Source organism: Bacillus sp. B15-48 (genome assembly GCF_016879755.1).
Lineage (GTDB): Bacteria > Bacillota > Bacilli > Bacillales > Cytobacillaceae > Mesobacillus_B.
Genome location: NZ_WOFU01000002.1, coordinates 639,365 through 659,857 on the forward strand (window position 1 = coordinate 639,365; position 20,493 = coordinate 659,857).

General features: G+C 39.6%; 20 protein-coding genes, 1 other RNA gene and 2 other annotated features. Of the genes, 2 read left to right on the top strand and 19 right to left on the bottom strand.

The window, feature by feature from the left end:
- The 13 genes from GNT69_RS08770 to cymR all read right to left on the bottom strand — a co-directional run bounded on the left by GNT69_RS08770 (position 1) and on the right by cymR (position 12,030).
- A complete protein-coding gene (locus GNT69_RS08770; protein WP_203554569.1) occupies positions 1-288 on the bottom strand; it encodes a DUF1292 domain-containing protein in 288 nt (95 codons plus the stop codon).
- A gap of 5 nt (positions 289-293) precedes the next feature.
- Positions 294-713 (bottom strand): Holliday junction resolvase RuvX, encoded by a 420-nt coding sequence (gene ruvX / locus GNT69_RS08775; RefSeq protein WP_203554570.1) that lies wholly within the window; start codon positions 711-713, stop codon positions 294-296.
- A complete protein-coding gene (locus GNT69_RS08780; protein WP_203554571.1) occupies positions 714-983 on the bottom strand; it encodes an IreB family regulatory phosphoprotein in 270 nt (89 codons plus the stop codon). It lies immediately after the preceding gene.
- A gap of 75 nt (positions 984-1,058) precedes the next feature.
- Positions 1,059-3,692: an alanine--tRNA ligase gene (gene alaS / locus GNT69_RS08785; RefSeq protein WP_203554572.1), complete on the bottom strand. Its 2,634-nt coding sequence runs from the start codon at positions 3,690-3,692 to the stop codon at positions 1,059-1,061.
- 58 nt (positions 3,693-3,750) lie between these two features.
- Positions 3,751-3,962: a binding site (T-box leader), on the bottom strand.
- Between the two features lie 51 nt (positions 3,963-4,013).
- Positions 4,014-5,090, bottom strand: a complete 1,077-nt coding sequence (locus GNT69_RS08790; protein ID WP_203554573.1) for an AI-2E family transporter — start codon at positions 5,088-5,090, stop codon at positions 4,014-4,016.
- A gap of 106 nt (positions 5,091-5,196) precedes the next feature.
- Positions 5,197-5,331 carry a YrzQ family protein gene (locus tag GNT69_RS08795; protein ID WP_203554574.1) on the bottom strand — a complete coding sequence of 45 codons (135 nt, stop codon included), beginning with the start codon at positions 5,329-5,331 and terminating at the stop codon, positions 5,197-5,199.
- Positions 5,332-5,355: 24 nt separating this feature from the next.
- On the bottom strand, positions 5,356-5,547 hold the full coding sequence (locus GNT69_RS08800) for a hypothetical protein (RefSeq protein ID WP_203554575.1): 192 nt from the start codon (positions 5,545-5,547) through the stop codon (positions 5,356-5,358).
- Positions 5,519-6,040: a PRC-barrel domain-containing protein gene (locus GNT69_RS08805; RefSeq protein ID WP_203554576.1), complete on the bottom strand. Its 522-nt coding sequence runs from the start codon at positions 6,038-6,040 to the stop codon at positions 5,519-5,521. Before GNT69_RS08805 ends, GNT69_RS08800 begins: the two co-directional genes overlap by 29 nt.
- Before the next feature lie 31 nt (positions 6,041-6,071).
- Positions 6,072-8,474 carry an SF1B family DNA helicase RecD2 gene (recD2, locus tag GNT69_RS08810; RefSeq protein ID WP_203554577.1) on the bottom strand — a complete coding sequence of 801 codons (2,403 nt, stop codon included), beginning with the start codon at positions 8,472-8,474 and terminating at the stop codon, positions 6,072-6,074.
- A gap of 27 nt (positions 8,475-8,501) precedes the next feature.
- Positions 8,502-9,161, bottom strand: coding sequence for a tetratricopeptide repeat protein (locus GNT69_RS08815; RefSeq protein WP_203554900.1), 660 nt, complete (start codon positions 9,159-9,161; stop codon positions 8,502-8,504).
- A 101-nt stretch (positions 9,162-9,262) separates the two neighbouring features.
- Entirely contained in the window at positions 9,263-10,384 is a 1,122-nt protein-coding gene (mnmA, locus tag GNT69_RS08820) for a tRNA 2-thiouridine(34) synthase MnmA (protein WP_203554578.1), read from the bottom strand.
- Positions 10,385-10,421: 37 nt separating this feature from the next.
- Entirely contained in the window at positions 10,422-11,567 is a 1,146-nt protein-coding gene (locus tag GNT69_RS08825; protein WP_203554579.1) for a cysteine desulfurase family protein, read from the bottom strand.
- 40 nt (positions 11,568-11,607) lie between these two features.
- Positions 11,608-12,030 (bottom strand): cysteine metabolism transcriptional regulator CymR, encoded by a 423-nt coding sequence (gene cymR / locus GNT69_RS08830; protein WP_203554580.1) that lies wholly within the window; start codon positions 12,028-12,030, stop codon positions 11,608-11,610.
- A 210-nt stretch (positions 12,031-12,240) separates the two neighbouring features.
- Here cymR and GNT69_RS08835 point away from each other — a divergent pair, with 210 nt between their 5' ends.
- The gene (locus GNT69_RS08835; RefSeq protein ID WP_203554581.1) at positions 12,241-13,515 is read left to right on the top strand and encodes a replication-associated recombination protein A; all 1,275 of its coding nucleotides are present in this window, start codon (positions 12,241-12,243) and stop codon (positions 13,513-13,515) included.
- A 44-nt stretch (positions 13,516-13,559) separates the two neighbouring features.
- Here GNT69_RS08835 and GNT69_RS08840 read toward each other — a convergent pair whose 3' ends face one another.
- From GNT69_RS08840 to GNT69_RS08860, 5 genes are all read right to left on the bottom strand, one after another.
- Positions 13,560-14,321, bottom strand: coding sequence for a tRNA threonylcarbamoyladenosine dehydratase (locus GNT69_RS08840; RefSeq protein WP_203554582.1), 762 nt, complete (start codon positions 14,319-14,321; stop codon positions 13,560-13,562).
- 164 nt (positions 14,322-14,485) lie between these two features.
- Positions 14,486-14,671, bottom strand: a non-coding RNA gene (gene ssrS, locus GNT69_RS08845) — 6S RNA.
- Between the two features lie 67 nt (positions 14,672-14,738).
- Complete coding sequence (aspS, locus tag GNT69_RS08850; RefSeq protein WP_203554583.1) at positions 14,739-16,508, bottom strand: aspartate--tRNA ligase; 1,770 nt, start codon at positions 16,506-16,508, stop codon at positions 14,739-14,741.
- A gap of 12 nt (positions 16,509-16,520) precedes the next feature.
- The gene (gene hisS, locus GNT69_RS08855; protein ID WP_203554584.1) at positions 16,521-17,798 is read right to left on the bottom strand and encodes a histidine--tRNA ligase; all 1,278 of its coding nucleotides are present in this window, start codon (positions 17,796-17,798) and stop codon (positions 16,521-16,523) included.
- A 70-nt stretch (positions 17,799-17,868) separates the two neighbouring features.
- Positions 17,869-18,106: a binding site (T-box leader), on the bottom strand.
- 50 nt (positions 18,107-18,156) lie between these two features.
- The gene (locus GNT69_RS08860) at positions 18,157-18,333 is read right to left on the bottom strand and encodes a hypothetical protein (RefSeq protein ID WP_203554585.1); all 177 of its coding nucleotides are present in this window, start codon (positions 18,331-18,333) and stop codon (positions 18,157-18,159) included.
- Positions 18,334-18,503: 170 nt separating this feature from the next.
- Between GNT69_RS08860 and GNT69_RS25860 the strand changes: the two genes are divergently transcribed.
- Entirely contained in the window at positions 18,504-20,000 is a 1,497-nt protein-coding gene (locus GNT69_RS25860) for an N-acetylmuramoyl-L-alanine amidase family protein (RefSeq protein ID WP_203554586.1), read from the top strand.
- Positions 20,001-20,031: 31 nt separating this feature from the next.
- Here GNT69_RS25860 and dtd read toward each other — a convergent pair whose 3' ends face one another.
- The gene (gene dtd, locus GNT69_RS08870; protein WP_203554587.1) at positions 20,032-20,472 is read right to left on the bottom strand and encodes a D-aminoacyl-tRNA deacylase; all 441 of its coding nucleotides are present in this window, start codon (positions 20,470-20,472) and stop codon (positions 20,032-20,034) included.
- Positions 20,473-20,493 lie beyond the last annotated feature (21 nt).

Genomic DNA, 20,493 nt, shown 5'->3' on the forward strand with positions numbered 1-20,493 from the left:
TTATTCTTCCTCTTGCTCCGCAAGGAAAGTTTCTAACATTTCCTCAATCATATCCCACTCTTCATCTGATTCAATTGGCATTAATTCTCCATCTTGACCATCTTCAGTCGGTGTAAAAGAAGAAGCGTGAATTTCTATTTCTTCATTATCATCTTCCTCTGATCCAAGTGGATAGTAAAGTACATAAGACTTCCCAAACTCTTCTGAATCGAAAGTAAACAATACTTCACATAATTGTTCGTTTCCGTTTTCATCTACTACTGTAATGTTGTTTTCACCATGATCCATTGTTTTCACCTCGTTATACTATTTAAATACCCTTGTAGTATCATGACCGCTGCCATTTTGTCAATCACTTTCTTCCGTTTTTTTCTACTTACATCTGCTTCAAGCAAAACCCGTTCGGCAGCAATAGTTGAAAGCCGCTCATCCCAAAGAATAACGGGAAGGCTGAAAAGCTTTTTCAATTCCTCTGCATAAACTTGGCAAGCTTCCCCACGCGGTCCAATGGTCCCATTCATATTTTTCGGAAGACCTACAACGATTCTGCTAACATTATGCTCTTTTACGATCTCACTTAAACGAACAAAACCAAACTCATTTTCATCTTCATTAATTTTAACTGTTTCAAATCCTTGTGCCGTCCACCCCAGCTCATCACTTAAAGCGACGCCAACCGTTTTCGTACCAACGTCAAGACCCATTACACGCATTTATCGATCCTCTTTTGAGCGTTTTAAATAAGACTTGACCAGTTCCTCAATAATTTCATCACGCTCAAGTTTTCGTATGAGATTACGGGCATCACGATGACGAGGGATATATGCCGGATCACCTGATAGTAAATACCCAACAATTTGATTAATCGGATTATACCCTTTTTCTTGAAGTGCTTCGTACACCTCGAAAAGCACGTCACTCACATCATGTTCAAACGGCTCTTCAGGAAAGTTAAATTTCATGGTTTTGTCGAACGAACTCATCGAATGCACCTCACATTTCTTTAACTGACAATTATTATTTGAGATACCTACATTTTACACTACTTCACATATATATCAAATGGATTTAACCCATTTTTCGACAAATTGTAAAGCATGATCAAGTTTTTCAGGGTTTTTTCCGCCAGCCTGGGCCATATCAGGTCGGCCACCACCACCACCGCCGCATATGCTAGCTGCTTCCTTTACTAACTTACCTGCATGATATCCTTTGTCAATCATATCTTTCGTAACAGCAGCAATTAAGTTCACTTTTTCACCATCAACACTTCCTAGCAAAATGACAGCTGAGCCCAGTTTTTGTTTTAAGTCGTCAGCCATATTCCTTAAACTGTTCATATCAGCAGCCTGGACACGTGCAGACACAATAGGAACTCCATTCACTTCTTTCACTTTTGAAGCAAGGCTCCCAGCTTCAATATTTCCTAATTTAGCTGCTAATGATTCATTTTCACGATGGAGCTGTTTATTATCGGCTATTAAAGTGTCAATGCGCGCAGCAACATCTTTAGGTGCTGTTTTCAGCTTGATTGCAGCGCTTTTTAATATAGCAATTTGATCGTTTAACACTTTATAAGCATCTTCACCTGTAACAGCTTCTATTCTTCTAGTTCCTGCACCAATCCCACTTTCAGAGACAATTTTGAACAAGCCAATCACTGAGGTGTTCGGTACATGACAACCGCCACAAAGTTCTAGACTATAATCACCTACTTGAACAACACGCACAATATCACCATATTTTTCCCCGAATAACGCCATCGCTCCCATCGCTTTCGCTTCAGCAATTGGTTTAAAGTCGGTTTCGACAGCAATACTTGCCCAAATTTTCTCGTTCACAATTGCTTCAATATCCTCTAACTCGGCTTCAGATACTTGTCCGAAGTGAGAGAAGTCAAAACGTAAACGATCTGGTTCAACAAGGGACCCAGCCTGATTAACATGGCCTCCAAGAATGTCCTTTAAGGCTTGATGAAGTAAATGTGTAGCCGTATGATTCTTAATAATCCTTGAACGGTTTTCTTTATTCACTTTCGTAAGAACAGCTGTCCCTTTTTTCAACGTGCCGATTTCAACTACTGCATGATGCAAGTTCTGACCGTTTGGCGCCTTTTGAACATCTTTAACGACTACTCTAACACCATCTGCTTCAAGTGTACCTTTATCAGCGATTTGTCCACCGCTTTCTGCATAAAAAGGAGTCTTATCGAGAATAAGATGGAACTCTGCACCTGCTGACACTTCCTCTACAAGCTGACCACCTTTAATAATAGCGACAACCTTTCCTTTAGCTGAAAGCTGATTGTAACCAACAAATTCGCTCTCCTCTTTTATGTCACCGAGAACCCCACCTTGAACCTGCATAGAGCCAACCTCTTGTCGAGCCGAACGGGCGCGTTCCCGCTGTAAGTCCATTTCTACCTCAAAGCCTTCATGATCGACTTTCATTCCTTCATCAGCAGCATATTCTTCTGTTAACTCAACTGGAAAGCCATATGTGTCATATAATCGGAAAACATCGGTCCCTTGGATCGTGTCACTACCTTTTGCTTTTTCACCCTTAATTAATTCGGACAAAATAGCGAGTCCTTCATTGAGAGTTTCGTGAAAACGATCTTCCTCATTTTTGATTACTTTTTCAATAAAGTCCGCTTTTTCTTTTACTTGCGGGTAAAAGTCTTGCATAATCTCCCCTACGACCGGAACAAGTTCATACATGAACGGTCGGTTAATATTTAACTTCTTCGCATAACGAACAGCTCGGCGAAGTAAACGGCGGAGTACATAGCCGCGCCCTTCATTCGAAGGAAGCGCTCCATCTCCTACAGCAAACGCTACTGTTCGTATATGGTCAGCAATTACTTTAAAAGCCGTGTCTTTATCTGCTTTTACTCGATATTTTCCGCCAGAAATTTCTTCTGTCGCTTTAATTATCGGCATAAATAGGTCAGTGTCAAAATTAGTCGGGACATTTTGGATAACTGAAGCCATTCGTTCAAGGCCCATCCCCGTATCGATGTTCTTTTTAGGAAGTGCTGTATAAGTACCATCCGGATTATGGTTAAATTCTGAGAAGACAAGATTCCACACTTCAAGATAACGATCATTTTCCCCACCAGGATATAGTTCTGGATCATTTAAATCGTTTCCATATTCAGGACCGCGATCATAGAAGATTTCCGTATTCGGACCACTTGGACCTTCACCAATATCCCAAAAGTTCCCTTCTAAACGAATAATCCTTTCTTCTGGAATGCCAATTTTTTTGTTCCAAATTTCAAACGCTTCTTCATCCTCAGGATGGATTGTAACAGAAAGCTTGTCTTTTTCAAAACCAATCCACTTCTCGTCTGTTAAAAACTCCCACGCCCATTCAATTGCCTCTTCTTTAAAATAATCGCCAATTGAAAAGTTCCCAAGCATTTCAAAAAACGTATGATGCCGAGCTGTTTTTCCAACATTCTCAATATCATTTGTACGAATCGATTTTTGAGCATTGGTAATGCGCGGATTTTCCGGAACAACGCGACCATCAAAATATTTTTTTAATGTTGCAACCCCACTGTTAATCCATAATAAAGATGGGTCATCATGGGGTACGAGCGGAGCACTTGGCTCTACTGCATGATTTTTCCCTTTAAAGAAATCTAAAAACATTTTTCTAATTTCTGAACCTGTAAGCTGTTTCATATGTAACCTCCACTATCCTTTTATTCATTTTTTTGCAAACAAAAAAGCCCCATCCCTGGACAGGGACGAGACTTGACTCGCGGTACCACCCTGATTATGAATTCCAAAAAGGAAGTTCATCTCTCAAATAGCCTTAACGCAGCTATACGGCAGGTTTTACCTGCACTCCAGATTAGCCTTCTGTTACCCTTCACCGAGAATTTCTTTCAGCCTAGGAAATTCTTCTCTTTTCAGTGGACTGTAACATACTCGATCTTTCCACATTTTTATCAATTTTCATCTATAGCGAATTATATAAAGCGAAAAACTATTTGTCAAATCTTAATGAATTGCCTTTGTTTTCATTCTTATCACATATTCCTTTGCATGAAGAAACGCGGCTCTTAGAACAACTAACACCGGGACCGCAATAATTAAGCCGAGAATGCCGCCAATTTCTCCACCGGCAATTAGAGCAAACATAATGACTAACGGATGCATATGGAGACTTTTGCCAACGATGATTGGCGAAAGAACATTCCCTTCAAGAAATTGAAGGGAAAAAACAATCACTAAACATAAGATAACCATCTTCATTGAGATTGTTGCCGCAATGATTACAGCTGGGACAGCTCCAATAATTGGTCCAAAATACGGAATAACATTTGTTATACCAACGATGAATCCGAGCAAAAGTGAATAGGGCATCCCCGCTAAAAACAAAAGGAAGGTCGCCAATATTCCAATAACAAGACAAACAATTAACTGTCCTCGAATATAGCTCCCTAACGATTTATCAACATCCTTTAAAAACTGTTTTCCTTGTTCACGCCAACTTTTTGGAGTCATATACCATGCTGATTTTTTCATGGTATCGATATCTTTTAACATATAAAAAGCAATAAATGGAATAATTGCAATCATGACTACAGAATTAAGAATTCCTTTTAGACTAGATAAGAGGCTAGACAGAATTCCTTCAAGATACATTTCACCGCTCGAAATTGTAAGATCAATGCGCTCTTTTAGGGCTGGAGGCCAGCGCGATGTCTCGTCCTGAATATTATCAACCCATTCCTGATAATAAGCAGCAAAAACGGGCGTATTATCTGCAAGATCATGAAGTTGGCGAACAAATGTTGGAACACCTTTATAAATCGCAAATCCAACCCCACCAAAAAACAAACTATATATAATTGTAACGGCAATTCCTCGATGAATTCCCCTACTATGGAGGTGTTCAACAACGGGATGTAAAAGATAAGTAATGAACGCACTTATTAAAAAAGGAATAAATAAAGTGATGAAAACATCAAGAACTGGAAGCCATACAGACTGCAATTTCATAAAAACAAAAAGAACAATAAAAATGAGGAGAAGAAAGCCTAGACGGTAAAACCATTTTACTTGAATACCCAATTCTAGCACCACCTTTACACTAGTTTTAAGACGATGGCTAGAGATTATTCATCTCCATTACAGTAAGACGAAAAAATCCCCTGTTAGTCAACAGGGGAAAGAATTGTTAAAACAATACTTTAGTCATTCGTTTACGCATACGCTTCATTTGACGTTTATCAATCATATTATTTCTTTGCATGTAATTAAACGCAGCCATTCCTGCTCCAACCACTAATGCTGAGGTTACCATTCTATTCATAAAGCATCACCTCTTTATTTTAGATTATATTCCAAACATACGCTCTTCCTCATCGAAAAGGTCATCAAGGGAACTTAATGAGCCATCCTCTTCTACTTGGTGAGTGTGGATGATTCCTTTTGAAAGAGATAGCTCAATGAAGCAATTCCAGCAATAATATTGATTAATTCCTATTTTTCCGATATCTTTACTTTGACAGTTCGGGCATGTCATCATTTATGCTCACCTCGTTAACATCTTTCATTACGTTAACAATGATGGCATCTTTTATGATTGCAGGGGGATCAACAGCATGTATAAAGCGCTTTCCATCTGTTATATCTGCAAAAAAGCCATCCGTTAATTCGTACCCTACAATCGTGCCCAAATCTTCGAGAAAATATACATCCAACAAAAGCCCTAATTCTTCCCCGTCATTTGAATACATCATTTTTCCAGAAAGCGCATCTTGGTGTTCAAATGTATATTCTGGCGGTTCTGCAAGCGGCTTTAACACCTTTGAACTCTCAACCAATACTCCGCTAGAATCAACAGTAAGAATATCTTCTACATTGAGTGAGCACCTTTTCTTTATTAGACTCGACTTTTTTACAAGCAGTCCTTTCACTTCTCCTTCACCTGATAAACAGAGGTCAATGACTTCACCAAGTTTTTCCCCATTGTGCACAACGATGACAGGAAGACCTTTTATGAAAGAAAATGTCCGCAAAGCAGAGCCCACCTTTCCGAACATTTTTAGTTTAGCCTTCTTCCATAAAATCATAAGGTGTAACGTTTTCCATTCCAATCATCGGATCAACGATAAGCAGATCAAAAGGAGATTCATTGTCCGTCTCCGTTTCTTCCAATTTCTGTTGTTGTTGGGGCAATGTTTCACACAATTTTTCAATAAGAGTGCTGTTCCGTTGAGAATCATCAACACGATTAATTCCTAATCGAAACGCTTCTTCTTCCCCACAAAGAATGAGAAATTGTTGACTACGAGTGATTGCCGTGTAAAGAAGATTTCTTCTTAGCATGCGATAGTAGCTTTTTACAACTGGCAAAATAACAATTGGAAATTCACTTCCTTGTGATTTATGAATGGAACAGCAATAAGCATGAGTAATTTGAGATAAATCATTCTTTGTATATGTGACTTCATTTTCCTCAAAGGCGATAACAATCTGGTCTTGTTTTTCTGTATTTTCCTTTGCATAAAAAATCGCCACAATTTCTCCCATATCTCCGTTATAAACATTTGACTCAGGCTGATTCACTAGTTGAAGTACTTTATCTCCAATTCTGTATTTGACATCCCCGTATGCAATTTCCTTTCTGTTTCCATCAGCATTTGGGTTAAATATTTCTTGCATAAGGATATTTAATCGATCAATTCCAGCCGGTCCGCGATACATCGGCGCAAGCACTTGAATATCCTTTGCTGTATACCCCTTATTTTTTGCATTGATAACAACTTTTTCAACAACTTGTGAAATTTGACTAGCTGTACAACGAATAAAAGACCTGTCCGGCTGTTGTTGAGCTAAATGCTCAGGCAAACTTCCCTGTTTTATTTGATGGGCCAGTTCAATAATGGAAGAGCCTTCTGCTTGGCGATAAATATCCGTCAGTTTCACCGTAGGAATTTTTTTAGAGTCCAACAAATCCTTTAACACTTGACCAGGACCGACGGAAGGAAGTTGATCTTCATCTCCTACAAGAATGACTTGGATACGTTCTGGCAAGGCTTTAAACAACTGATGTGCAAGCCAAATATCTACCATTGATGTTTCATCGACAATTAGAATTTTACCGGCAAGCTGTTGTTCTTCGTCATGCTCAAAACCGTCTGCTCCGTTCCAACGTAAAAGCCGATGAATCGTAACCGCTGGTAAACCAGTTGATTCTGCCATTCGTTTAGCTGCTCTCCCTGTCGGAGCACATAGTAAAAAGGGAAAAGGTTCTTCCTTTTTATAATCTTTTAGGTCAAGCGAGCACCCATGTAGATCTGCATAAAGTTCAACAATTCCTTTAATAACGGTCGTTTTCCCTGTTCCTGGACCACCTGTTAAAATCATCATCGGCGACATTAATGCTGTTTGAATTGCATCTTTTTGGCTTGGGCCATATTGGACCCCAATTCGTTCTTCTAGGTTTCCAAGAGCAAGAAGAAACTCAGATTCAGGAAATTGATTTTCGTATTCCTTTTGATCAAGTATTCGCTTTATATTGGATACAAAGCCTTTTTCCGCAAAATTCAAAGAAGGAAGATACACCTTTTGATCTTCAACAATGATTTTCCCTTCTTCACCAAGAGAGATGACTTCCTTCGAAATGTCACTATACTCAATGCTTTCAGGAGCGTTTTCTTCAAGTAATTTTTTTACTTGTTGAAGCAATTCCTCTGCATTGATATATACATGACCAGACTGCATACTTGCGGTCTCTAGCACATATAGACATCCTGCCTTAATTCGGTCAGGGTGGTTCCCGGTAAGGCCAAGTTGGCGACCAAGTTCATCAGCCCGTCCAAACCCAATTCCTTCGATATCCTCCACAAGTTTGTATGGATTTTTTTGGATAATTTCAATTGCTTGTCCCCGATAGGCTTGATAAATTTTCATCGATAATTGTGGTCCAAATCCATACTGATTTAAGGCTACGATGACTTGTTCAAGCCCTTGGTTCTCCATTAACGTATCATAAAGCATTTTAGCCTTATCAGGTGACAATTTTGGAATCCCATCAAGAACGGACGGGTTCTCCATCATTTTCGTGATTGCATTTTCTCCCAAAGTTTCGACAATGCTTTCGGCGGTTTTCTTTCCAACCCCTTTAAAAAGGTCGCTCGCTAAGTAGGCAATAATTCCTTGTTTTGATTGTGGCAAATCCTTGCGGAAATGTGTTGCCTGAAACTGAACGCCGAATTTTGGATGTTCCATAAACTGACCAAAAAAAATATACGTTTCCTGTTCAAGGATCCGGGGGAAATAACCGGTAATAACAGCTTCTTTATCATCATATTGTTCACTCGTCTCTTCCACACGAATACGTAATACTGTATATAAGTTTTGCTCATTATGAAAGATTGTCACAAGATGTTTGCCTTTTATGTATTTGCCTTGTTCAGAAAATAAATCGAGTGATGCCTGTTGTTCCATCGTTTCCCCCTCCCATTTAACATGTAGCTAAGATTGATTTCCTTCAATCAATTTCTTCCCGTGACCAGCCAAAAGATGATCAGTCTGTACTTGCAACGTACGGTCAAACATTTCTAACGCCTTTTCCGCATCCTCCTTGAACCCATAAGCGACACCAAGATTATAAAGTGCATCCGCATGGGTAGAATCAATCTCAATACATCGGAGAAATTGCTGAATCGCCTCATCGATATATTGTTGCTGCGCAAGACAAAGCCCATATTGAAAATAACTTTCAGCATCATTTTCTAAAAGCTCAGTACTTCTTTGTAAATAGGGAAGCGCAAACCTCCCTTGATTAAGTTGGACTAGCGTCATACCAAGCATAAAATAGTTGTCACCAGACTGCAGGCCTTTTTTTAATGCTAGTTCAAAATTTCGTTTCGCATCCTCGAAACGCTCTAGGTCATAATTGAGATTGCCTTTACTGTAATAAGCTGCAACCGCATCGGAATCAATCTCAAGTGCACGGTCATAAAATTTCAATGCTTTTTCTGTTTCACCAACAGCCGTTAAAACATTTCCGAAATTTATATGTGCGACAGCGCTTTTCGGATTCTCCTCGATCGCTTCCATAAATTGTTTTGCTGCTTCTTCCCATTTCCCCTCTCTCATATATTTTATACCTAGTTGATTTTTATCCTCCATCATTACACGCTCCATTTCTTTTCGCTAAAAAGTATACCATATTTCGAATAAAAAAATCCTCGGTTCCAAAATAGGAACCGAGGATTCATTATCCATTTCATTCAACCTACGTAAGTGAGCTTTTTTCCAGCCTTGAAAACATCATCAATGGTTGCTCCACCAAGACATTCATCCCCATCGTAAAATACAACCGCTTGTCCAGGAGTAACCGCTCTAACCGGCTCCTTAAACACCACTTTTACTGTATCTTCTGCCAACAGCTGAACAGTAACTTTGTTGTCGGTTTGGCGGTAGCGAAATTTCGCTGTACATTCAAATGATTGTGGTTTTGGCTGATTTGAAACCCAGCTAACATTCACCGCATGAATGAAATCGGAGTATAGTTTCTCATTATGAAACCCTTGTCCGACATAAAGGATATTACGTTCTAAATCCTTGCCAACGACAAACCATGGGTCACCTGACCCACCTATCCCTAAACCATGTCTTTGACCAATCGTATAATACATTAGCCCATCATGGGTTCCTTTCACTTCGCCATCTAGCGTTTCCATCCTGCCTGGCTGCGCAGGCAAATAATTGCTTAGGAACTCCTTGAAATCACGTTCACCAATGAAACAAATACCTGTACTGTCTTTTTTCGTCGCTGTTGCCAAGTTCGCTTCTTTCGCAATCTCCCGAACTTTAGCTTTTTCGAGATTGCCAATCGGGAACATTACGCGTTTTAGCTGTTCTTGAGTTAATTGATTTAAAAAATAAGTTTGGTCCTTATTTTCATCGAGGCCCCTAAGCATCTTATATTCTCCATCACGAAACTCAACTTGAGCATAATGTCCCGTCGCTAAATAATCCGCGCCTAAGTTTAATGCATGCTCTAAAAAAGCTTTAAATTTAATTTCCTTATTACACATTACATCAGGGTTTGGCGTCCTCCCTGCCTTATATTCATCTAAGAAATAAGTAAACACCTTGTCCCAATATTGTTTTTCAAAATTAACTGCATAATATGGAATCCCAATTTGGTTGCAGACGCGAATGACATCTTCATAATCTTCCGTCGCCGTACAAACTCCATTTTCATCGGTATCATCCCAATTTTTCATAAAGATACCGATCACATCATAGCCCTGCTGTTTTAAAAGCAAAGCGGCAACTGAAGAATCAACTCCTCCAGACATACCAACAATCACTCTCGTATCTTTAGGTGATTTCTCTAACACCATGATTCACCTCATTTAATAAAAGCCCATTTTCGGACATTTAATCCTTTCGTAAACGTTTTACCAATTTAGCCGTTTCAATTGCTGCCTTTTCAATTTGTTCTCTCGTATTATTTAATCCAAAACTAAAACGAATTGAATTTGTTAACCGTTCAGACTCTTTTCCGAACATCGCAACAAGAACATGCGAAGGATCAATTGAACCAGCAGTACATGCTGAACCACTAGAAGCAGCAATTCCAGCTAAATCAAGATTAACGAGCATCGCCTCCACATTTGTACCCGGAAAGCTTAAGTTTAAGACATGAGGCAAACTATTTTCAAGTGAACCGTTTACCATGAACGAAATTTCAGTCTGCTTTAACTGATCAATAAATAATGTCTTAAATTCAGTAAACAGTGTTCTTTTCTCTACCATTCCTCGTTGAGCAAGCTTTACTGCTTCATGAAACCCTGCAATCGCCGGAACATTTTCTGTTCCCGCTCTCCGTTTTCTTTCTTGTTCCCCTCCGAATGTGATTGGCAACAACTGAATACCATCCCGTATATATAAAAAACCAATGCCTTTTGGTCCATTGATTTTATGAGCTGAAACAGAAAGCAAGTCTACTTTCAACTTTGTCACATCTAATGGTACCGCTCCATAAGCTTGTACAGCATCAGTATGAAAAGCGGCGTCATGTTCTGAAAGGAGATGACCGATTTCGGCAATCGGTAGCAATGTCCCTACTTCATTATTTCCATACATGATCGTAACAAGAATCGTGTCATCCCTCAATGTACGACGAAGTTCATCAATAGAAATGTTTCCTGTTTCATCAACCGGAAGATAGGTAACCTCAAACCCACGTCGTTCCAGCTCTTGGCAACTATGAAGAACGGCATGATGCTCAATAATCGTCGTAATAATATGCTTCCCTTTATGCTTATTCTTTTCAGCATAACCGATGATTGCTAAATTGTCAGACTCTGTTCCTCCGCTCGTTAAAATAATATTATTCGCCACTGCTCCAATACTGTCAGCTAAATCCTGTCTTGTTTCATCAAGAATTCTCCTCGTCTCACGTCCGAAAGAGTGAATACTCGACGGGTTCCCAAACTGTGTTTGCATTACCTCTGTCATTTTTTCAATGACTTGAGGGTGAATCGGTGTAGTTGCCGCATGATCCAAATAAATTCTTTCCAAAAGTCGACACCTTCTTTAATGTTACTTCTACTCTTTAAAATTATATATAGTACATATAGCCATCAGAGACACCACGGTCATCCGTATGAGTAGCTAAATCCTCAATTGTCGTATTATCCAAAACATTCTTTATAGCATCACCTATACGAATCCAAAGTTCTCGTTTTGCCGGTTCTTCATCCTGAATTCCCTCAACGAGCGTAATAGGACCTTCAAGTACACGAATGATGTCTCCCGCGGAAATTTCCGATGGTTCTCTCGTTAAAACATAACCACCATATGCTCCCCTAATACTTCGAACAAGTCCAGCATTTCTTAATGGGGAAACAAGTTGCTCTAAATAATGTTCAGATAAATTGTTATTTTGTGCAATTGCCTTTAATGATATAGGACCTTCCCCAAAATTTTTCGCCAGTTCAATCATAATGGTCATCCCATAACGTCCTTTTGTTGAAATTTTCATAAAAACGCACTCCCTTTTTCATTTCTAAAGGAATCTTATTTATTCTAAGAAATACCTGTTAGTTATCAAAATAATTCCATCACATTTTCTGAGTTATTTTATCGGCTTTAGCCATTATACCATATCTTTTAAGACTTATACATTTGCCTACTCATGAAGGTATGTTAAAGTAAAATCATATTTTGCTTACGTAATGAGGTGAGAAAATACATGAGCGTAAAGCCTCTGGCGTTTAGAATGAGACCACGAACAATTAATGAAGTTATCGGTCAAACTCATTTAGTTGGTGAAGGGAAAATCATCGACCGGATGGTTAAGGCTAGACAACTAAGTTCAATGATTCTTTACGGACCCCCTGGGATTGGAAAAACTTCCATTGCCTCGGCAATTGCTGGGAGCACGAAGTATGCATTTCGAACATTAAATGCAGTTACGAATAATAAAAAAGATATGGAAATTGTCACTGCAGAAGCAAAAATGTCTGGGAAAGTGATTCTCTTGCTTGACGAAGTCCATCGCCTCGATAAAGCGAAGCAGGACTTCCTGTTACCGCATCTTGAGAACGGGATGATTACATTAATCGGAGCAACGACAAGCAATCCATATCACGCGATTAATCCTGCCATTCGAAGTCGTTGCCAAATATTCGAATTAAAACCTCTTGAAGCAGATGAAATTAAACTGGCAGTATTGAGAGCATTAGAGGATGAAGAACGAGGGTTAGGAAAATACAATGTAGAAGTGAAAGAGGATGCATTGAACCACTTGGCTACGGCAGCTAATGGCGATGTTCGAAGTTCTTTAAATGCGCTTGAACTGGCTGTTTTATCTACAGAACCGGACAAAGATGAAAAAGTAGTGATTGATTTAAAAACAGCGGAAGAATGCATGCAGAAAAAAAGCCTTGCTCATGATAAAGACGGCGATGCTCATTATGATGTGTTATCTGGATTCCAGAAATCAATTAGGGGAAGCGATGTAAATGCAGCTTTGCATTATTTAGGCAGGCTAATTGAAGCAGGCGATTTAGTTAGCATTAGCCGAAGATTGCTAGTCATTGCTTACGAGGATATTGGATTAGCCAATCCACAGGCGGGAGCTAGAACGTTAGCCGCAATTGAAACAGCCGAAAGAGTCGGGTTTCCTGAAGCAAGAATCCCGTTAGCCAACGCAGTGATTGAGCTTTGCTTGTCCCCAAAATCTAATTCTGCAATCTTAGCAATTGATGCAGCTTTAAGTGATATTCGTGCTGGTCTGAGCGGCGAAGTCCCTGACCATTTGCGCGATGCTCACTATAAAAGTGCAAAAGAACTCGGACGCGGCATCGGTTATCTATACCCTCATGATTATGAAGGAGGCTGGGTAAAGCAACAGTATCTTCCTGATAAATTGAAAAGAAAAGTATACTTTAAACCGAAAAGAACTGGAAAATTCGAACAAGCCTTAGCCACCGTATACGAGAAAATTATGGCGCTTAAAAAATAATGAACCTCCTTTTCCCGAGATGGGGAGAGGAGGTTCATTTACAATCAATCATTGACACGGTGAATTTTCACATCTTTTAAAAGTTGCCTTACAACATAACTCGCCATAATTAAACCGCAAGTTGATGGAACAAAGGCATTAGAGGATGGCGGCATTTTTGCTTTACGTATTTTCGCGTCTTCTTTTCCGACTACCTTATTTACTTCTTCAAGACTTATAATTGGACTCTCATCAGAAAACACAACGGGAACCCCTTTACGAATGCCTTCTTTTCGAAGTCGAGTACGAATGACCTTAGCAATCGGATCTGTATGGGTTTTTGAAATATCAGCGATTTGAAACCGGGTTGGATCCATTTTATTCGCTGCCCCCATGCTAGAAATAAGCGGAATCCCTCGTTTCAAACATTCTTTTGTTAAATGGATTTTGTAAGAAATGGTATCAGAAGCATCAACAACAAAGTCAAGTCCATAGCTAAAGAACTGCTCGTACGTTTCTTCCGTATAAAACATTTTTAAAGCAATCACTTCACATTCAGGGTTGATGTCGCGTATCCTTTCTTCCATCAGTTCAACCTTCGGCCTCCCGACAGTCGATAATAACGCAATCAACTGCCGATTGACATTTGTAATATCAACATCATCTTTATCAACTAGTATAAGCCTTCCAACTCCTGATCGCGCTAAAGCCTCAGCAGAAAACGACCCGACCCCGCCGATGCCGAGGACCGCCACTGTACTATTCTTCAAAAGATTAAGACCTTCTTGACCAATAGCCAATTCATTTCGAGAAAATTGGTGTAACATCTATCTCACTCCAAACAAAGGAAAATTAATTTTATTTTTTTATACTTATCCCCGCTAAACATTAAAGCATTCTTCGAATAAAAACAAGGCATACCGTTTGAGTTACTTTTGCGAAAAAAAACTCCATGCAAGCAGCATGGAGTTGCCGATTTCATATGTAAGTTAAGAGACCCAATTGTGCCGTCGCGATAATACCTTCGTTTTGAACCCGCTCTATGGCAGGTGGGTACCCTGTCCTAAAATTTGCAAGTCCCGTTGAAAGGCATTTACTCGTATTAGGAACTCCGGACTCCCAAAGGAAAAATGTTCGGTCAAAACTTATGGGAATACAACGAACACATCAGGACTCTTATCTTTATTAAAAGAATATCATATGGGTACCCGAAATTCAACTAAAGGCATTCCAAATGTATTCCGCTATTTTTTAACATTTAGTGACAAATATAGCTCATTCAATTGGTGTTTGCTAACACTACCAGGTGCCTCTGTCAACAAACAACTTGCACTCGCCGTTTTCGGAAAAGCAATCGTGTCTCGGAGATTTGTTCTCCCAGCAAGAAGCATTACCATTCGATCAAGCCCTAAAGCAATTCCCCCATGCGGTGGAGTTCCGTATTCAAACGCTTCTAACAAAAAGCCAAATTGGCTTTCAGTCTGTTCTGGCGTAAATCCAAGTACTTCAAACATTTTTTCTTGAATCTCTCGTTCATAGATACGAAGTGAACCTCCGCCCAATTCATATCCATTTAAAACAAGATCATACGCTTGCGCTCGAACACGCCCCGGGTCTGTCTCTAAGTATGGCAAATCTTCCCGTACTGGCATCGTAAACGGATGATGTGCAGCATAATAACGTCCATCTGCTTCATCGAACTCAAGTAAAGGCCAATCAGTAATCCAAAGGAATTGGAATTTCGATTCATCAATTAAATTAAGCTCTTTCCCAAACTTCAATCTCAAAGCACCAAGAGCATCAGCGACAATTTTCTTCTTATCAGCAACAAACAGCAACAAATCGCCGATTTCTGCATGTACTAAAGAACTGATTGCATTTAGAGCGTCTGCATCAAGAAATTTTCCAATTGGTCCCTTTAATCCATCTTCCTCTACTTTTACCCAAGCAAGGCCTTTCGCACCATAAACAGCTGCAAACTCTGTCAATCCGTCGATGTCTTTACGGGAATATTTGTCCGCAACTCCTTTTACATTCAGTGCTTTAACCTGACCGCCACTCTCCACTGCCGATGTAAATACTTTGAAACCTGAATCTTTTACTGCTTCAGATACATCGACTAATTCTAAACCGAAACGAGTGTCTGGCTTATCTGAACCATAACGGCTCATTGCTTCATCATAAGACATTCTTTGAAACGGAATCTCTACATCGATTCCTTTCACTTCTTTCATTACTTTATGCATCATTTTTTCAGTCATCGTTAATATATCTTCTTGGCTTAGGAAGCTTGTTTCAATGTCCACTTGTGTAAATTCTGGCTGACGGTCCGCACGAAGATCCTCATCCCGAAAACAACGGGCAATTTGGTAATACCTTTCCACCCCACTTACCATTAGGAGCTGTTTAAAGATTTGCGGTGATTGTGGCAAAGCATAGAACTCTCCTGGATGAACCCTGCTTGGAACTAAATAATCTCTTGCTCCTTCAGGAGTGCTTTTCGTTAAAATTGGTGTCTCGACATCAAGGAAACCTTCTCCATCAAGAAATTCTCTAATTGTCTTCGTCGTTTCGTGTCTCATTTTTAACGTCTGAAACATCTCTGGACGTCTCATATCAAGATATCGATACTTCAGTCGTATGTCCTCGGAAACATCCGTCTTTTCAGAAATCATGAAAGGCGGTGTTTTCGCCTCATTAATAATTGTAATTTCTTCGACGAGCACTTCAACTTTTCCTGTTGGTATGTTTTCATTGAAGGTTTCTTCATCTCTAGCGACAACTTGTCCCTTAATATCCAAAACATATTCACTGCGCACTTTATCTGCAATTTGCAGTGCTTCTTTAGACGCATCAGGATTAAAAACGATTTGAACAATCCCAGTACGGTCTCTTAAATCAATAAAAATAACCCCGCCAAGATCACGGCGTTTACTCACCCAACCTTTTAATGTAACTTTTTCACCTATTGCTTTTTCAGTTACTTCACCACAAAAATATGTTCTACCAAACATGATGTTTCCCCCTTATTTTGCTAACTCTATAAATTTTTCTAGAAAGCGATCAAGCGGTAGCTCAACTTGGCCACCATCTTCCATCGTTTTTAATCTAATTTTATTTTCTGCCAATTCGTCCTCACCTAAGACGGCAACATATTTTGCGTTAAAGCGGTCAGCACTTTTAAACTGAGCTTTAACTTTTCGATCAAGATAATCTCTTTCAGCAGAAAAGCCAGCGCTTCTAAGTTTATGAAGAAGCCCTACTGTATAATCCTTCGCATTTTCTCCAAGAGCTACAAGATAGCAATCAATCGATTTAGTTACTGGCAACTCGATTTTTTCTGCTTCAAGTGCAGCGAGTAGGCGCTCAATGCTCAGCGCAAATCCAATCCCAGGTGTTTCCGGACCGCCAATCTCTTCAACAAGTCCATTGTAACGGCCTCCACCACATAAAGTAGTAATGGCCCCGAATCCCTCGGCATCACTCATAATTTCAAACGCGGTATGATTGTAATAATCTAAGCCACGTACTAAGTTAGGATCTACGACATATTCAATATCAAAATTAGATAAGTATTGTTTTACTTTTGAAAAATAGTTACTTGATTCTTCAGTCAAATAATCAATAATCGACGGTGCAGACTTCATCAACTCATGATCTCGATCAGCTTTGCAATCGAGGATTCTCATCGGATTTTTTTCCAAGCGGCTTTGACAATCTTTACAGAACTCGCCAATTGCCGGCTGAAAGTGAGCGATTAATGCCTCACGGTGCGCTCCTCGACTCTGTTTATCACCAAGACTATTAATGACTAACTTCAATTTCTTCAACCCAAGCTCTTGATAGAGAGCCATTGCTAGTGAAATTACTTCTGCATCAATAGCGGGATCGTTGCTTCCCAATGCCTCAATTCCGAATTGAACAAACTGTCGGAATCGACCTGCTTGTGGACGTTCATAGCGAAACATCGGTCCCATATAGTAAAGCTTGACCGGTTGAGTTGCTTGTCCAAACATTTTATGCTCAACGAAAGAGCGTACCGTTGAAGCCGTCCCCTCAGGTCTCAGTGTAATATCCCTGCCCCCGCGGTCAGTGAAGGAATACATCTCTTTTTGAACAATATCGGTTGTATCTCCAACCCCACGCGAAAATAATTCCGTATGTTCAAAAACGGGTGTGCGAATCTCCTTGTATTGGTATTTCTCACAAATTTCCCTTGCTTTCATTTCGATATATTGCCATTTCTCTGTTTCTCCTGGCAATATATCTTGTGTCCCGCGAGGTATTTGAATCTGTTTAGACATCCTGGACAACCTCCTAATCTCCACTTCTAATATATGTAAATATAAAAAGCTCCCGTCTCCTTGTTATAAAACAAGGGACGAGAGCTTATAGTTCCCGTGGTGCCACCCTAATTGAAGGCATAACCAATCACCTTCCACTTTTACAGTTAACGCCTGCAACGTCTTTTCCTACTAATGGAAAAACCACGTTCAGAAAGGAGCCTAAGGAGTGTTCTTTCATCAAGTCATCATGCAGAAAAGCTTTCAGCCGAGGCTTTTCCTCTCTTTCCATGTGGGTCTTCATTACTGTTCTCCCTCAACGGCAATTTTTTAAATATAATATTATATTTCCTTATAATACGGACGAAAAATCAGGTTGTCAAGAACGTTCCAGCTGTTTTTTTAACTTTTTTACATCTCTTTGAGTAAGTCCGAATTCTGCTGCTAGCTCAATGCCTGTTGCACTTTGCTCTTTTCGTATAAAATCATGTAGATCGACATTAAAAAGCTGATTTTCTCCTAATTGAGCAGAATACCCTTTTTCACTTTGACGCATATAATCACCTTCCGTTCCATTATCTTTTTATTCTTTCCCACGAAGCAAAAAAACTTTCATCCGGAGAACAAAGAAAGATTTCAATTTTACAACAAAAAGAATAATTTGGTGATTTTAGAATACGAATCCGTTAAAATGAAAATGAATCTTCGTAAAAAGGATGTGGACCGATGCGCTTAAAGAATTTTCCCGTCGTCCCCCTCCTCATTCTGCTAATTTTCGGCAGTATTTATCCCGGTTTATTTGTGAAAGCAAATAACCAAACTTTAACAATTACTGCCACGAATTTGAATGTGAGGGAAGGACCTGGATTAGATTCCCCTGTTGTCGCGAAAGTCCAAAAGGGGGAGCACTATTCAATTATTCAAAAAAAGGATAACTGGATTCAAATTACCCTATCGAATGGGAATGTAGGTTGGGTTTCGAACGAGTTTACAGCAGCAGATAAACAACACAAAAAAACTTTTCAGGCCTTTGCTACAGACAAGCTGAATGTTCGTAGCACCCCTTCTTTAAACGGGTCGATTATTGGTCAGTTAACGAAGGGCGAACAAGTGACAGTCCGAATGAAGGAAAATGACTGGGCTCTAATTCATTTTGATGGGAAAGAAGCTTGGGTCAACTCACAATACTTGACTACAACACTATCACCTAGAGCAGTACAGCGAGTGCCAAGTGGACAAGCTACCGTAACAGCGACGACATTAAATGTCCGTGATCAAAATTCGCTAAATGGGAAGGTGATTGGCTCGATCACTAAAGGAGAAACCTTTCCTGTCCTAGAAGAACATGATAATTGGCTTAAAATTGAGTTTAAACCAGGCATTACAGGATGGGCTGCAAGCTGGTTTTTTCAAACAGCCGAACAACAACCATCAACTGCCACCATAAAAGATCAATTTGTTACCGTTTTAAATGATGGAACAAACATTCGTAACGATGCCGGAACAAATGGTCAAGTGATACGAAGAGCCAATAAAGGTGAAACATTTGAAGTGATTGAGCGCAAAAATGATTGGTATAAAATTCGTTTCAAAGATGGTTCTAGTGGTTTTATCGCAGGCTGGATTGTCTCAGTTAACGGAAATACAGATCAAATAATCAGGTCCGGTACTGGCAATGATAAAAAAAATAAAGTCATCGTCATTGACCCAGGCCACGGTGGGAAAGATGTTGGAGCAATTGGTACAAGAGGAACATTTGAGAAAACAGTAACATTACAAACGGCAAAGTTATTATCCGAAAAGCTCAGAGCATCTGGAGCAGAAGTATACTTGACAAGAAATTCAGATACATATCTTCCGTTAGCATCAAGGATAGCGATTTCCGAACAAAAAAATGCGGATGCCTTTATTTCCATACATTATGATAGTCATTTCGATCCTACGGTTCGTGGAATTACAAGCTATTATTACCATGACAATCAATTAGCCAAGAACTTACATTCAGCTGTGACAACGAGGACAAGATTAACGGATCGAGGGGTTCGTTTTGGTGATTACTATGTCATTCGCGAAAACAAACAAAATAGCGTCCTCATTGAACTCGGATATTTAAGTAACCCCACAGAAGAGTTGCTCATTACATCCAATCAATATCAACAAGCAGTCGCTACAGGTCTGTTCGAAGGATTAGCAACCTATTTTAGCAATAAAGAAACGGAATAATTGAAAAAAGGAGCCTGATTCGGCTCCTTTTTCAATTACTTTCAATAATCAATGTTACTGGTCCGTCATTGGTAAGCTGTACATCCATCATTTCACCAAATTGTCCGGTCTCGACATTTACCCCTTTATTACGAAGGCTCTCATTAAATACTTCATACAATTTGGATGCATGGTCAGGACGAGCCGCTTCCATAAAGTTCGGACGTCTCCCTTTTCGGCAATCACCGTATAGTGTAAATTGAGAGACTGATAAAACTTCCCCACCGACATCAAGCAGGGATAAATTCATTTTTCCTTGCTCATCCTCGAAAACACGAAGGTTGGCCACTTTTTCCGCGAGAAAAGTGGCATCCTTTTCCTGATCTTCATGAGTAACACCGACAAGGACAACAAAACCTTTTGTAATACTCCCGGTAATTTCATGATTCACTGTAACTTTTGCTTCTTTACTCCGTTGTACAACTACACGCATTCATCTAACTCCTTACACTCA

Bases quoted from the DNA above. Each gene is read 5' to 3' on its own strand.
- aspS (WP_203554583.1), bottom strand. From the start codon at position 16,508: ATGTTTGGTAGAACATATTTTTGTGGTGAAGTAACTGAAAAAGCAATA.
- GNT69_RS08815 (WP_203554900.1), bottom strand. From the start codon at position 9,161: ATGGAGGATAAAAATCAACTAGGTATAAAATATATGAGAGAGGGGAAA.
- ruvX (WP_203554570.1), bottom strand. From the start codon at position 713: ATGCGTGTAATGGGTCTTGACGTTGGTACGAAAACGGTTGGCGTCGCT.
- GNT69_RS08780 (WP_203554571.1), bottom strand. From the start codon at position 983: ATGAGTTCGTTCGACAAAACCATGAAATTTAACTTTCCTGAAGAGCCG.
- dtd (WP_203554587.1), bottom strand. From the start codon at position 20,472: ATGCGTGTAGTTGTACAACGGAGTAAAGAAGCAAAAGTTACAGTGAAT.
- cymR (WP_203554580.1), bottom strand. From the start codon at position 12,030: ATGAAAATTTCAACAAAAGGACGTTATGGGATGACCATTATGATTGAA.
- GNT69_RS08840 (WP_203554582.1), bottom strand. From the start codon at position 14,321: ATGTTACACCAATTTTCTCGAAATGAATTGGCTATTGGTCAAGAAGGT.
- GNT69_RS08795 (WP_203554574.1), bottom strand. From the start codon at position 5,331: ATGAATAGAATGGTAACCTCAGCATTAGTGGTTGGAGCAGGAATGGCT.
- hisS (WP_203554584.1), bottom strand. From the start codon at position 17,798: ATGTCTAAACAGATTCAAATACCTCGCGGGACACAAGATATATTGCCA.
- GNT69_RS25860 (WP_203554586.1), top strand. From the start codon at position 18,504: ATGCGCTTAAAGAATTTTCCCGTCGTCCCCCTCCTCATTCTGCTAATT.
- GNT69_RS08800 (WP_203554575.1), bottom strand. From the start codon at position 5,547: ATGATGACATGCCCGAACTGTCAAAGTAAAGATATCGGAAAAATAGGA.
- mnmA (WP_203554578.1), bottom strand. From the start codon at position 10,384: ATGGTGTTAGAGAAATCACCTAAAGATACGAGAGTGATTGTTGGTATG.
- GNT69_RS08860 (WP_203554585.1), bottom strand. From the start codon at position 18,333: ATGCGTCAAAGTGAAAAAGGGTATTCTGCTCAATTAGGAGAAAATCAG.
- alaS (WP_203554572.1), bottom strand. From the start codon at position 3,692: ATGAAACAGCTTACAGGTTCAGAAATTAGAAAAATGTTTTTAGATTTC.
- GNT69_RS08770 (WP_203554569.1), bottom strand. From the start codon at position 288: ATGGATCATGGTGAAAACAACATTACAGTAGTAGATGAAAACGGAAAC.
- GNT69_RS08835 (WP_203554581.1), top strand. From the start codon at position 12,241: ATGAGCGTAAAGCCTCTGGCGTTTAGAATGAGACCACGAACAATTAAT.
- recD2 (WP_203554577.1), bottom strand. From the start codon at position 8,474: ATGGAACAACAGGCATCACTCGATTTATTTTCTGAACAAGGCAAATAC.